Annotated in this window: 10 protein-coding genes; 2 read left to right on the top strand and 8 right to left on the bottom strand. The window is 63.6% G+C overall.

Going from position 1 to position 12299, the window contains the following annotated elements:
• Positions 1–4: 4 nt before the first annotated feature.
• A complete protein-coding gene (locus E8E68_RS18220) occupies positions 5–718 on the bottom strand; it encodes a GntR family transcriptional regulator (RefSeq protein WP_110744225.1) in 714 nt (237 codons plus the stop codon).
• A 336-nt stretch (positions 719–1054) separates the two neighbouring features.
• Between E8E68_RS18220 and mrdA the strand changes: the two genes are divergently transcribed.
• Positions 1055–2950, top strand: a complete 1896-nt coding sequence (mrdA, locus tag E8E68_RS18215; RefSeq protein ID WP_266030038.1) for a penicillin-binding protein 2 — start codon at positions 1055–1057, stop codon at positions 2948–2950.
• Positions 2951–3001: 51 nt separating this feature from the next.
• Here the strand turns inward: mrdA and E8E68_RS18210 are convergent, their stop codons facing one another.
• From E8E68_RS18210 to E8E68_RS18190, 5 genes are all read right to left on the bottom strand, one after another.
• Positions 3002–3718: an ABC transporter ATP-binding protein gene (locus tag E8E68_RS18210; protein WP_346648644.1), complete on the bottom strand. Its 717-nt coding sequence runs from the start codon at positions 3716–3718 to the stop codon at positions 3002–3004.
• Entirely contained in the window at positions 3715–4488 is a 774-nt protein-coding gene (locus tag E8E68_RS18205; protein ID WP_105948506.1) for an ABC transporter ATP-binding protein, read from the bottom strand. The genes E8E68_RS18210 and E8E68_RS18205 overlap by 4 nt, the downstream gene beginning before the upstream one ends.
• Entirely contained in the window at positions 4485–5732 is a 1248-nt protein-coding gene (locus tag E8E68_RS18200; protein WP_110744228.1) for an ABC transporter ATP-binding protein, read from the bottom strand. The genes E8E68_RS18205 and E8E68_RS18200 overlap by 4 nt, the downstream gene beginning before the upstream one ends.
• Before the next feature lie 10 nt (positions 5733–5742).
• Positions 5743–6681 (bottom strand): branched-chain amino acid ABC transporter permease, encoded by a 939-nt coding sequence (locus E8E68_RS18195; RefSeq protein WP_280343477.1) that lies wholly within the window; start codon positions 6679–6681, stop codon positions 5743–5745.
• Positions 6682–6814: 133 nt separating this feature from the next.
• The gene (locus E8E68_RS18190) at positions 6815–7963 is read right to left on the bottom strand and encodes a branched-chain amino acid ABC transporter substrate-binding protein (protein ID WP_266030030.1); all 1149 of its coding nucleotides are present in this window, start codon (positions 7961–7963) and stop codon (positions 6815–6817) included.
• Between the two features lie 326 nt (positions 7964–8289).
• Between E8E68_RS18190 and E8E68_RS18185 the strand changes: the two genes are divergently transcribed.
• Positions 8290–9015: a FadR/GntR family transcriptional regulator gene (locus E8E68_RS18185; RefSeq protein ID WP_110744229.1), complete on the top strand. Its 726-nt coding sequence runs from the start codon at positions 8290–8292 to the stop codon at positions 9013–9015.
• A gap of 74 nt (positions 9016–9089) precedes the next feature.
• Here the strand turns inward: E8E68_RS18185 and E8E68_RS18180 are convergent, their stop codons facing one another.
• Both E8E68_RS18180 and E8E68_RS18175 read right to left on the bottom strand, forming a co-directional pair.
• Positions 9090–10538 (bottom strand): NAD-dependent succinate-semialdehyde dehydrogenase, encoded by a 1449-nt coding sequence (locus E8E68_RS18180; RefSeq protein WP_110744230.1) that lies wholly within the window; start codon positions 10536–10538, stop codon positions 9090–9092.
• A 62-nt stretch (positions 10539–10600) separates the two neighbouring features.
• Positions 10601–12286, bottom strand: coding sequence for a thiamine pyrophosphate-binding protein (locus tag E8E68_RS18175; protein WP_280343469.1), 1686 nt, complete (start codon positions 12284–12286; stop codon positions 10601–10603).
• Positions 12287–12299 lie beyond the last annotated feature (13 nt).

The raw sequence follows: 12299 nt of genomic DNA, 5'->3' as shown, positions 1-12299 counted from the left end.
CGGCTTACGAAGCCGGCAGGATGACCTTCATGCCCGCGTCTGGCACTGCGCCGCCGAAGGTTTCAGCGTAACGCAGGGTGGCATTGGCGTGCTCGCGCATGATCGCTTCGGCGCGGGCACCCTGGCGGTTGATCAGGGCATCGAACACCGCGTGGTGCTGCATATGGGCGAAGTTGAAGCGCCGGTATTCACGGACCAGGTCATGGCGGTCCACCGCCAGTGCAGTGACCGAAGCGAATGGCAGGTGATCGTTGCGCGCCAGCGCTACGGCGATGGCCGGGTTGTGGCTGGCTTCGATGATCACGTGGTGAAAGCGCATGTTGAGGTCGTGGTAGGCCTGCAGGTCTTCTTCGGTGACGAAGCCCTTGTCGAACAGTTCGTCGCCATCGACCAGGCACTGTTGCAGCGCCGTGCGTGCCTGTGCGGACAAACCACGTTCCGCAGCCTGGCGTGCAGCCAGGCCTTCCAGTACGCCGCGCACTTCGACCGCACCCGCGATGTCATCGGCGCTGACCGAACGCACCTGAAAGCCCCTGCCACCAAAACGCACCAGCAGGCCTTCCTGCTCGAGGGTACGAAACGCCATTCGCACGGGCATGCGCGAGACCCCGAACAGCTCGGCGGTGGGAACTTCCATCAGGCGCTCGCCGGCCGCCAGTTCGCCCGAGGCGATCATCTTGCGCAACGCGACCAACACCATTTGACCGGGCTTGCTCATCCAGGCAGTTTCCAGAAACAGGAGCGGGCATCTTAGCGCAAGCCGGGGCGTTGCTGCTGATCTGTTCGGGTTGGCCAATGGAAGTCGCATGGCTTGTAAGTTGGCGAATGCGAAGACGCCCCTCTCGGCTCAGGCTGGCGACCCATGCACTTTCAGCGCCCGGCCATGAACAAATCTTCATGATCCACCACAGCGCCCTGATCACGGGGTGCACAGCCCATGCCAGGCCACCACCACTGGGCGCTCGGCTTGAGGCTACGGGATGTGTTGCGTAGCATCCCCCGCCCGTTCGCGCGCCCGCACGGTCATCGCGAAACCCGTCGAAAAGAGCCCCTGATGCCGCAACCTATCCCTCTCAAGGACCACGAAAAGGAAAAACACCTGGTCAACCGCCGGCTTCTGGCCTGCGCCGCCCTGGTGTTCAGCCTGTGTGCCGTGCTGGTGGGCCGGCTCTATGTGCTGCAAGTGCTGCAGCACGACCAGCAGACCGCCGTGTCGGAAAACAACCGCGTGCACGTGCTACCCATCGCCCCAGAACGCGGGCTGATCTACGACCGCAACGGCGTGGTGCTGGCCGACAACAAGCCCAGCTTCGACCTGACCATGACCCGCGAGCGGGCCGGCGGCGACTCGGCCAAGGTACTCGACACCCTGACGCAGGTGCTTGGCCTGAGCGAGGACGACCGCAAGCAGTTCGACAAGGACCTGCGCCGTGGTCGCAAGCCGTTCGAGCCGGTGACCCTGATGGTGGGCCTGACTGAAGAGCAAATCGCCTTGGTGGCGGTCAACCAGTTCCGCCTGCCGGGCCTGGAGGTGGAGCCGCAGTTCATCCGCGAGTACCCGATGGCCGAGCATTTCGCCCACTCGGTGGGTTACGTGGGGCGCATCAACGAAAAAGAAGCCAAGGTCCTCGACAGCACCGAATACCGGGGCACGCAGTCAATCGGCAAGACCGGTATCGAACACTTCTACGAAAGCCAGCTGCATGGTCATGTGGGCTACGAAGAAGTCGAAACCAACGCCCAGGGCCGGGTGATGCGCGTGCTCAACCATAAGGACCCGACCCCGGGGCAGGACATTGTCCTGACCCTGGACGCCCACCTGCAGGTGGCTGCAGAGAAGGCCCTGGGCGACCGTCGCGGCTCGGTGGTGGTGCTGGACCCGGCCAATGGCGACGTCCTGGCGATGGTCAGCAACCCCAGCTTCGACCCCAACCTGTTCGTCAAGGGTATCAGCTTCAAGCAGTACGCCGCGCTGCGCGACTCCATCGACCGTCCGCTGTTCAACCGCGTACTGCGCGGCCTGTACGCGCCCGGCTCGACGGTAAAACCGGAAGTGGCCATCGCCGGGCTCGACAGTGGCGTGATCACCCCAGGTAGCCGGGTATTCGACCCGGGCTACTACGAACTGCCCAACTATGCGCACAAATACCGTAACTGGAACCGTAGCGGCGACGGCTGGGTGGACATGTACACGGCCATCATGCGCTCCAACGACACCTACTTCTACGACCTGGCGCACAAGCTGGGCATCGACCGCCTGCATGACTACATGGCCGAGTTCGGCCTGGGCCAGAAGGTGTCACTGGACATGTTCGAGGAGGCTTCCGGGCTGATGCCTTCGGCCGAGTGGAAGCGTGCCACCCGGCGCCAGGCGTGGTTCCCAGGCGAGACGCTGATCCTTGGCATTGGCCAGGGTTACATGCAAGTCACCCCCCTGCAGCTGGCACAGGCCACCAGCCTGCTGGCGAGCAAAGGCGTGTGGCACCGCCCGCACCTGGCCATGACCGTAGGTGGCGATGCGCCGATCGACCCCCACCCGATGCCCGACATCGTGCTGCACGACAAACATGCGTGGGACCAGGTCAGCCAGGGCATGCAGATGGTCATGCACGACCCGCGCGGCATTGCCCGTGCGGCGGCGGCCGGTGCGCAATACCGGATTGCCGGAAAGAGCGGCACCGCGCAGGTGGTGGCGATCAAGCAGGGCGAGCGTTATAACCGCGACAAGACGCTGGAACGCCACCGTGACAACGCCTTGTTCGTCGGCTTTGCCCCAGCGGACCACCCGAGCGTGGTGGTGGCGGTGATGATCGAAAACGGTGAGGCCGGCGGCCGAGTGGCCGGACCGGTGGTGCGTGAGGTGATGGATGCGTACCTGCTGGATGCGCAGGGGCATCTGAAGCCGGAATATGCGGGCGGGGCAGCGCCTCACAGCGTGCCGCACACTTGAAATTGCCAGGGCTGCGCAGCAGCCCCAGGCCCTCTTGTCATGGTGACTGGATCATTCGCCCAGGTAAGCCTTCTTCACCTGATCGTCATGCAGCAGGGCTTTGGCACACCCTTCCAGGCTGATGCGACCACCGTCGATCACATAGGCACGCTGGCAGGTTTGCAACGCTAGCCGGGCATTCTGCTCGACCAGCAGCAGCGTCACCCCACCCTTGACCACCTCGACGATGGTTTCGAAAATCTTCTGCACGATGATCGGTGCCAGGCCCATGGACGGTTCGTCCAGCAGCAGCAGCTTGGGCCGCCCCATCAGCGCACGGGAGATGGCCAGCATCTGCTGCTCGCCGCCCGACATAGTGCCGGCCAGCTGGAAGGCGCGCTCTTTCAGGCGCGGGAAGATGCCGTACATGTGCTCGATGTCAGCGGCAATGGCGTCCTTGCCGTCGCGTCGGCTGAAAGCGCCCATCTCGAGGTTTTCGTGCACCGTCAGCTTGGGGAAGATGCCGCGTCCTTCCGGGACCAGCGCCAACCCTTCACGGATCAGGTCGTGCCCCTTGATCGCCGCGTGCGCCTTGCCGTCGAAGGTGATGCTGCCGGCGCTGGGCTTCAGCAACCCGGCCAGGGTTTTCAAGGTGGTGGTCTTACCCGCGCCATTGGCGCCGATCAGCGCTACCATCTCGCCCTCGCCCACTGTCAGGTCGATGCCCTTGATAGCCTGGATGGCGCCATAGCTGACCTGAAGGTTGCTCACTTGCAGAATGTTCTTCATGCCACTGCCTCCGCGCCGAGATAAGCCTCGATCACTCGTGGGTCCTTGCGCACGTCGGCCGGTAGGCCGTCGGCGATCTTGCGACCAAACTCCAGCACGGTGATGTGGTCGCACAGCCCCATCACCAGCTTCACATCGTGCTCGATCAGCAACACCGTTTTGCCGTCCGCCTGCATCTTGCACATCAACTGGCGCAAGCCTTCGGTTTCCGAAGCGTTCATGCCAGCCGCCGGCTCGTCGAGGGCGATCAGCTTGGGTTCGGTAGCCAGCGCCCGGGCGATTTCCAGGCGGCGCTGGTCGCCATAGGACAGGCTTTTGGCCAGCTCGCCGGCCAGGTGCCCGATACCGACGTAGTTCAGCCAGTAGCGCGCGGCCTGACGGATCTCCCGTTCTTCACGTACACAGGCCGGCGTGCGCAAAATCGCGCCAAACACGCCGCTGCGGGTGCGCACATGGCGACCGATCATCACGTTTTCCAAGGCGGTCATGTTGTGGAACAGGCGGATGTTCTGGAAGGTGCGGGAAATGCCCGCCTCCACCACCTTGTGCGGCTTGCTGATGCGCAGTGGCTTGCCGTCGAACATCACCCGCCCCTGCTCGGCCCGATACAGCCCGGTGAGCACGTTGAACAGGGTGGTCTTGCCGGCGCCGTTGGGGCCCAGCAGACCACGGATCTCACCACGGCGGATGCTCAGGTCGATGCCGTGCAGGGCCTGCAGGCCACCGAAGAACTTACTGACCTGATGCAGTTCGAGAAGGATGTCGCTCATGCCTTGTCCGCCTCTTTTATCGGGAGTTCGAAGGATGCTTCGCTGGCTGGAGCATGCACTGCGGTGGTGAGCGCTGCAGGCGCCGCCTCCAGCTCGGGGTCGCCATCGTGCAACTCGGCACGACGGCGGTCGGACGGCCACAGGCCTTCAGGACGGAAACGCATGACCAGGATCAGCGCCAGGCCGAACACCAGCATGCGCAGCGTCGAAGCGTCCAGCACGTTGCGCAGGATGTCGCGGCTGATGAAAGTGACGTTGTCCATCACCCACGGCTGGACCCAGTTGACCAGGTCGCGGAACAGTTCGGGCATGACCGAGAGGATCAGCGCGCCCAACACCACGCCACGGATCGAGCCCATACCACCGAGTACCACCATGGCCAGGACCATGATCGACTCCATCAGGGTGAACGATTCGGGGCTGACAAAGCCCTGGTAGCTGGAGAACAGCACGCCGGACACGCCACCGAAGGTGGCACCCATGGCAAAGGCCAGCAGCTTGAGGTTGCGCTTGTTCAAGCCCATGGCCTCGGCGGCCACTTCGTCTTCGCGCAGGGCCATCCAGGCGCGACCGATGCGCGAGACCTCCAGACGCTTGGACAAGACGATGCAGAGGATGACGATGAACAGGAAAAACAGGTAGTAGCTGATCACGGGCGACACTTGCAGGCCGAACAGGCTCCAGCCTTGCTGCAACGACACCACTGGCGTTGTACCTGCCCCGGACGCATGCGCCCATGGCCCGAAGTCGACGTGCAGGGGGGCGATGTTGCTGATGCCCTGCGGGCCGTTGGTGAGGTTCACCGGCTGGTCCAGGTTGTTCATGAAGATGCGGATGATCTCGCCGAAGCCCAGGGTGACAATCGCCAGGTAATCACCGCGCAGCTTGAGCACCGGTGCACCGATCAGCACTCCGCAAATGGCCGCGGCGACCGCCGCCAGCGGGATGATGACCCACACCGGCCAGTCCAGCACACCGTCGACCAGGCCGGCCATGTGCAGGTGCGGCGAGGCAAGCAAGGCGTACAGGTAGGCGCCGATGGCGTAGAAGCCGATGTAGCCCATGTCGAGCAGGCCAGCGTAGCCGATGACGATATTCAGGCCCAGCGCCAACAGCACGTAGAGCATGGCAAAGCCCAGGATGCGTACCCAGGTCGGCCCGAGCATGGGGATGGCCTCGACCAGAAACGGCAAGGCGATGAAGCCGAGGATCAGCAGCAAGTACTGGCTCTTTAGGTTTTTCATGGCTGCCTCCTTACGCCCGGTCGGCCTGGCGTTCGCCAAGCAGGCCGTTGGGGCGGAACAACAGCACCAGGATCAGCACCGCAAAGGCAAAGATGTCTTGGTAGTTGGCACCCAGGAAACCGCCTGTTATCTGCCCGGTATAACCCGCGGCCAACGATTCGATCAGCCCCAGCAGCAAGCCACCAGCCATGGCCCCGAACAGGTTGCCGATGCCGCCGAGCACTGCCGCCGAGAAGGCCTTAAGACCCAGCAGCAGGCCCATGTAGGCGTCAGCCTGGCCGTAGTTGACCGCGCGCATTACCCCGGCGATCGCGCCCAGGCTGGCACCGATCAGGAACGTGGCGCTGATCACCCGGTTGATATTGATGCCCATCAGCCCGGCCACTTCCTGGTTCTGCGCGGTGGCACGCATGGCCTTGCCCAGGCGAGTCTTGTCCACCAGCAGCCACAGGCCAAGCATGATTACCACCGCGATCAGCATGATCGACAGCTGCACGTTGGTGATGGTGGCGCCAAAAACCTCCACCGGCTGGGTCTCGACCACTTCGGGGAAGGTCTTGTAGCCACGCCCCCAGATCATCATTGCCAGGTTCTGCAAGGCGATGGAAATGCCGATGGCAAGAATCAGCGGGGTCAGCCGCGGGGCCTTGCGCAAGGGCCGGTAGGCGTACTTTTCCATGCCCTGGGCCAGCAGCATGCACACCACCACAGCAGCCATGATCGCCAGCAGCAAGGTGATGATGCCGGGGGCAAAGCCTGCGCCGGCAAGCATCGTCAGTACCGAAATGGTCACCATGGCGCCAACCATCACCACTTCGCCATGGGCGAAATTGATCAGGCCAATGATGCCGTAGACCATGGTGTAGCCCAGCGCTACCAGGGCATAGATGCTGCCCAGCACCAGGCCGTTGAGCACCTGTTGCAACAAAATATCGAAGTTACCGTCCACGAGCTGAATCCTCGAAGCTGCATTGATGTCGTCGCGCGGCAGCACACCGCCGCGCGACCGACAGGCCTGGCAGGTAGGAAATGTCTTCTTGTTATACGGCGGGCAGGCGCCCGCTTGTTATTGGCGGTACAGCTCAGTCACGCTCGACCGACAGGGTCTTCCAGCCGCCGTCAGCGAACTGGAATACGGTTGCCGCAGGGTTTTTGAGGTTGCCCTTGTCATCGAAGGCGATGGTGCCGGTGACGCCGTCATAGCTCTGGCTCTTGAGCACCGGCAGGTACACCTTGGGGTCGTCGGAGCCGGCTTTGACCATGGCATTGATCGCAGCCCAGGTCGCGTCGTAGGCTGCTGGTGACGACTGCACCACACCCACGCCGAACTTGTCCTTGAGCTTCTGCTCGAAGGCTGCCCCTTTGGGCATCTCCAGCAGCGGCATGCCGTAGTTCCAGGCATAGGTGCCCTCGGCAGCGCTGCCGGCCATCTGCTTGAACGAGTCGTTGGGCAGGTTGCCGATGTTCATGAAGCGCGCCTTCAGGCCCAGGTTCTTCATTTGCCTGGCCATGGGCGCAGCCTGGTAGTCGAGTGCGGCGAAGAACACCGCATCGGCCTTCTGCGCCTTGGCCGTGGTGAGAATGGCGTTGAAGTCGGTGGACTTGTCGTTGGTGTACTCGCGCACGACCACGTTGCCGCCCGCCGCCTTGACCGCTTTGGTTACCTCGTCGGCCAGGCCCTGGCCATAGGCGGTACGGTCATCGAAGATGGCGATGCGCTGGGCCTTGAGCTGACTGACCAGGTAGTTGCCGGCGTAGCGGCCAAGGGTCGCATCGTCGTTCACAGTACGGAACACCGAAGGAATCCCCTGCTGGGTCAAGGTGGGGTTGGTGGCCGACGGCGAGATTTGCGGGATGCCAGCGGCCGCGTAGATCTTCGAGGCGGGGATGCTGGTACCGGAGTTGTAATGCCCGATCACTACAGCCACTTTCGAGTCCACCAAGCGCTGCGCCACCGCAGTGCCGGTGCGCGGGTCGGCAACGTCGTCTTCGGAAACCAGCTTGAAGTTGGCAACCTTGTCACCAAGTTTCAGCTGCTGCTGGTTGGCCTCCTCAATGGCAATCTGAATCCCATGTTCGACGTCCTGTCCCTGGTGCGCCGAAGGGCCTGTCAGGGGGCCGGCGAAGCCGATCCTGACGGTTTCACTGTCTGCTGCGTTTGCCGTCCCCATGGCCATCAGCAATGTTACCGCGGTCGCGAGGGCTGCACGCCCTCCCTTGTTGTTATTCATGCTCAGCTCCCAGTAGTGATTGGACGAACCTCGACATCGCTTACCGCATGCGAATTGGCCGGAACGCCATCGCACTTGTAAGATAACAGTCAGCAGGCAACTGTCAATGGGTGTATGCTGAAGCCGTGGTCAAATATTTTTACCGGCACATGTGCAGGACGGTTCAAGGGGTAAGCCCGCTCCTACAGATCAGATGTTTGATAACATATGCCTACAACATCACCGCTGGTTGGCTACGGATCCCGCCGCAAGGGGCATCAGGGCTGCGCGCAACCTGCCGGAGAACCCACCGTGATGAGCCAACCAGTTTCAGGAGCAACTTTTCTATGAATGCGTCGTTAGGCACGCGCCGCGCCAACCTGGCGGAAACCGTAATCCAGGAACTTTCCAGCCGGATCGACAACGGCACCTACGGCCCGGGCGACAAGCTGCCGTCCGAACAGGAGCTGTGCAAGGAGTTCAACGTCAGCCGCCCGGTCATTCGTGAGGCGGTGGCCTCGCTGCGCCTGGGCGGGCGCCTTATCGCTCGCCAGGGCGTGGGTGTGTTCGTGGTCGAGCAGGATGTGAAACGCATCGGTTTTGCCATCGACAGCGTGGTTGATGACGTGCGCGCCGCCGCACAAATACTTGAACTGCGCCTGGGCATCGAAGCCGAATCGGTGGCCCGTGCCGCCGAGCGCCGCAGCCCGGCCAGCATGGCGGCGATTACCGAAGCATTCGACCGCTTCAACTCACTGGACGGCGCAACGCAGGAGGAAGAAGCCAAGGCCGACTTCGAATTCCACCTGGCGATTGCGCGCGCCACCAACAACCCCCACTTCACGCAACTGCTGGAAGCGCTTGGGCCGGACATCATCCTCGACCTCAACCTCAAGCATGGCCAGGTCACTGGCAAGAACCGCCAGGCACACATCAAGAAGATCGCCCGCGAGCACGGCGCGATCCTGTCGGCGATCAGCATGGGGGATGTCGCCAGTGCGCGCACGGCGCTGCGCAAGCACCTTGAAGAGAGCCTGTCGCGGTATCAGCGGTTGCTCGACAGCAAGGCCTGAGTGATAGACCGGTCTCTTTGCGGGCGAGCCCGCGAAGAGACCGGTGCAGGTCACATCAGGGGTTCAGCAGGGCCTCACAACCCCAGGCACACATACTTGATTTCAAGGTAATCCTCGATCCCGTAGCGCGCCCCTTCCCTGCCCAGCCCTGATGCCTTCACCCCGCCAAACGGGGCCACCTCGGTCGCCACCACGCCGACGTTGACCCCGACCATGCCGTACTCCAGCGCCTCGGATACTCGCCAGATCCGCCCGACATCCCGTGCATACAGGTAGCAGGCCAGCCCGAACTCGGTATCGTTGGCATGGGCAATAACCTCCTCTTCACTGCTGAAGCGGAAGATCGGCGCCACCGGGCCGAAGATTTCCTCGCGTGCCACGCGCATGTCCGGCGTCACATCGGCGAGCAAGGTCGGCTCGAAGAAGGCCTCGCCCAGCGCATGCCTGCGCCCACCGACCACCACCCGCGCGCCCGCCTCCACCGCGTCGCCCACCAGGCGCTCGACGCCACTGGCAGCACGCCCGTCGATCATCGGCCCTACCTGGGTGCCAGGCGCATCGCCCTGCCCCACCACCAGTTCGCGCACGCGCTCGGCAAAGCGCGCGACAAAGCGCTCATAGATACCTTCCTGGATGTAGAAACGGTTGGCGCAGACGCAGGTCTGGCCGCTGTTACGGAACTTGGCGATCAACGCGCCCTCCACGGCCTTTTCCAGGTCGGCATCGTCGAACACGATGAAAGGCGCATTGCCACCGAGCTCCATGGTCACTTTTTTCACCGTCGCCGCTGACTGTTGCAACAGCTGGATACCAATCGGCGTGGAGCCGGTGAACGACAACTTGCGCACCACCGGGCTGGCCGTCAGCTCACCGCCAATCGCCGCCGAATCGCCGGTTACCACGCTGAGCACGCCGGCAGGGATACCGGCGCGCTCAGCCAGCACACAGAGTGCCAACGCGCTGAAGGGGGTTTGCGAAGCAGGCTTGAGTACCAGCGTGCAGCCTGCGGCCAAGGCAGGCGCTGCCTTGCGGGTAATCATCGCCGCAGGGAAATTCCAGGGTGTGATCGCCGCGCACACTCCGATCGGCTCCTTGGTCACGATCAGCCGGCGATCAGCGCTCGGCGAAGGAATGACATCGCCGTAGATACGCTTGCCCTCCTCGGCGTAAAACTCCACATAGGCTGCCGCAAAGGCAATCTCGCCACGGGACTCGGCCAATGGCTTGCCCTGCTCGGCCGTCATGATGCGTGCCAGGTCTTCCTGATGGGTGAGGATTTCGCGGAACCACGCCTGCAGCCGGGCGGCGCGCTCCTTGGCGGTGAGGGCACGCCAGGCCGGCAAGGCGCGTTCGGCAGCGGCGATGGCGCGGCGGGTTTCATCGGCGCCCATGCGGGGTACATGGCCGATGACCTCGCCGCTGGCGGGGTTGGTCACCGCAATGCGCTGGCCACTGTCGGCAGCCAGCCATTTTCCGTCGATATAGCAAACTTCACGCAGCAGATCACGATCGGCAAGGTTCATGTCGATTGGCTCGTTCGAAGAAAGAAAAAGGTGGGGCCGGACCGCGCCCCACCTGAGGCGAATCAGTGCTGGGCCTGCAAGGCCTTGTCGCGGATCTGGCTGAGGGTCATGCGCGGCGTCAGGGCCTCGGGATCGACCTGGATCTCGATCAGCGCCGGCTTGCCCGAGGCCTGGCAGCGCTCGAAGGCGGCGGCGAAGTCTTCGGTGCGGGTAACCGTCTCACCGTGCAGCCCGTAGGCGCGTGCAAGTGCCGCGAAGTCCGGGTTGTGCAGTTCGGTGCCGGAAACCCGCCCTGGGTAGCTGCGCTCCTGGTGCATGCGGATGGTGCCGTACATGCCGTTGTTGACGACGATGGTGATCAGCCGAGCGTCGTAGTGCACCGCTGTGGCCAGCTCCTGGCCGTTCATCAGGAAGCAGCCGTCACCAGCGAAGGCCACCACGGTGCGTTGCGGGCAGGTCAGTTTGGCGGCCACCGCTGCGGGCACTCCATAGCCCATCGAGCCGTTGGTTGGGCCCAGCAGCGTACGGAACACCTGGTGCTGGTAACCACGGTGCACCCAGCCGGTGTAGTTGCCAGCCCCGCAGGTGAGAATGCTGTCGGCTGGCAGGGTTTTGTTCAGCCAAGCAATCACTTCGCTCATCTGCACGTCGCCCGGCGAACGCGGGGTTTCGAAGTTGCCCCGGTAGCCACTGTTGAGGCTGGCGACCCAGTCGGCGAACGCGTCCGGGCGCACCGGCCCGAGGATATTGGCCTGACGCAGGAAGCTGCCCGGGCCTGCATTGATGCCCAGGGTCGGCTGGTAGACCCGGCCGATTTCCTCAGCGCTGGCATGCACGTGCACCAAGGCCTGCTTGGGTGTGGGGATGTCAACCAAGGCGTAGCCGCCGGTCGTCATCTCACCCAGCCGGGCACCGACCACGATCAGCAGGTCGGACTGCTTGACCGCCTCTACCAGCACTGGGCCGGCCGCCAGACCCAGGTCACCGGCGTAGTGCGAGTCGGTGTTGTCGAACAGATCCTGGCAACGGAATGAGGCCGCCAGCGGCAGGTTCTGGGTGTGCACGAACCGTTTCAGGTCGGCCACTGCCTCGGCCGTCCAGCCCCCGCCGCCAACCACCACCAAGGGCCGCTCGGCCTTGGCCAGCAACTGCTGCAGCTCCCCCAAGGCTTCCGGTGCCGGCGCTGCCTCGACGCGCTTGGCCGGGCGAGCATCGGCCACCTGCACCAGGTCAGTCAGCATGTCTTCCGGCAAGGCGATCACCACCGGGCCGGGGCGGCCACTGATGGCACGCTGGAAAGCCTGATTGACCAGTTCGGGGATGCGTGTGGCGTCGTCGATCTGCACCACCCACTTGGCCATCTGGCCGAACATGCGGCGGTAGTCCACCTCCTGGAAAGCCTCGCGCTCGATCTGGTCGCGAGCCACCTGGCCGATGAACAGCAGCATCGGCGTGGAGTCCTGGAACGCTGTGTGCACGCCCACCGAGGCGTTGGTCGCCCCCGGGCCACGGGTGACGAAGCAGATACCCGGCTTGCCGGTCAGCTTGCCATAGGCCTCGGCCATGTAGGCGGCGCCACCTTCCTGGCGGCAGACGATCAGGTCGATTTCATCCTGTACGTCATGCAGCGCATCGAGCACCGCCAGGTAGCTTTCGCCAGGCACGCAGAAGGCGCGCTCGACACCATTCACGCGCAAGGCATCGACCAGCACCTGGCCGCCACTGCGCTTTACTTCGGAGTTGCTCATTGTTGTTCTCCCT

Source organism: Pseudomonas sp. BN607, from assembly GCF_029871175.1.
In the GTDB taxonomy this organism is placed as follows: domain Bacteria; phylum Pseudomonadota; class Gammaproteobacteria; order Pseudomonadales; family Pseudomonadaceae; genus Aquipseudomonas.
The sequence above is the reverse complement of the archived record's forward strand: the minus strand, read 5'-3'. Positions and strand labels throughout refer to the sequence as shown.

Excerpts from the sequence above, each read along its gene's own strand:
- mrdA (WP_266030038.1), top strand. The coding sequence starts at position 1,055 with ATGCCGCAACCTATCCCTCTCAAGGACCACGAAAAGGAAAAACACCTG.
- E8E68_RS18180 (WP_110744230.1), bottom strand. The coding sequence starts at position 10,538 with ATGAACCTTGCCGATCGTGATCTGCTGCGTGAAGTTTGCTATATCGAC.
- E8E68_RS18175 (WP_280343469.1), bottom strand. The coding sequence starts at position 12,286 with ATGAGCAACTCCGAAGTAAAGCGCAGTGGCGGCCAGGTGCTGGTCGAT.
- E8E68_RS18200 (WP_110744228.1), bottom strand. The coding sequence starts at position 5,732 with ATGAAAAACCTAAAGAGCCAGTACTTGCTGCTGATCCTCGGCTTCATC.
- E8E68_RS18205 (WP_105948506.1), bottom strand. The coding sequence starts at position 4,488 with ATGAGCGACATCCTTCTCGAACTGCATCAGGTCAGTAAGTTCTTCGGT.
- E8E68_RS18185 (WP_110744229.1), top strand. The coding sequence starts at position 8,290 with ATGAATGCGTCGTTAGGCACGCGCCGCGCCAACCTGGCGGAAACCGTA.
- E8E68_RS18220 (WP_110744225.1), bottom strand. The coding sequence starts at position 718 with ATGAGCAAGCCCGGTCAAATGGTGTTGGTCGCGTTGCGCAAGATGATC.
- E8E68_RS18190 (WP_266030030.1), bottom strand. The coding sequence starts at position 7,963 with ATGAATAACAACAAGGGAGGGCGTGCAGCCCTCGCGACCGCGGTAACA.
- E8E68_RS18210 (WP_346648644.1), bottom strand. The coding sequence starts at position 3,718 with ATGAAGAACATTCTGCAAGTGAGCAACCTTCAGGTCAGCTATGGCGCC.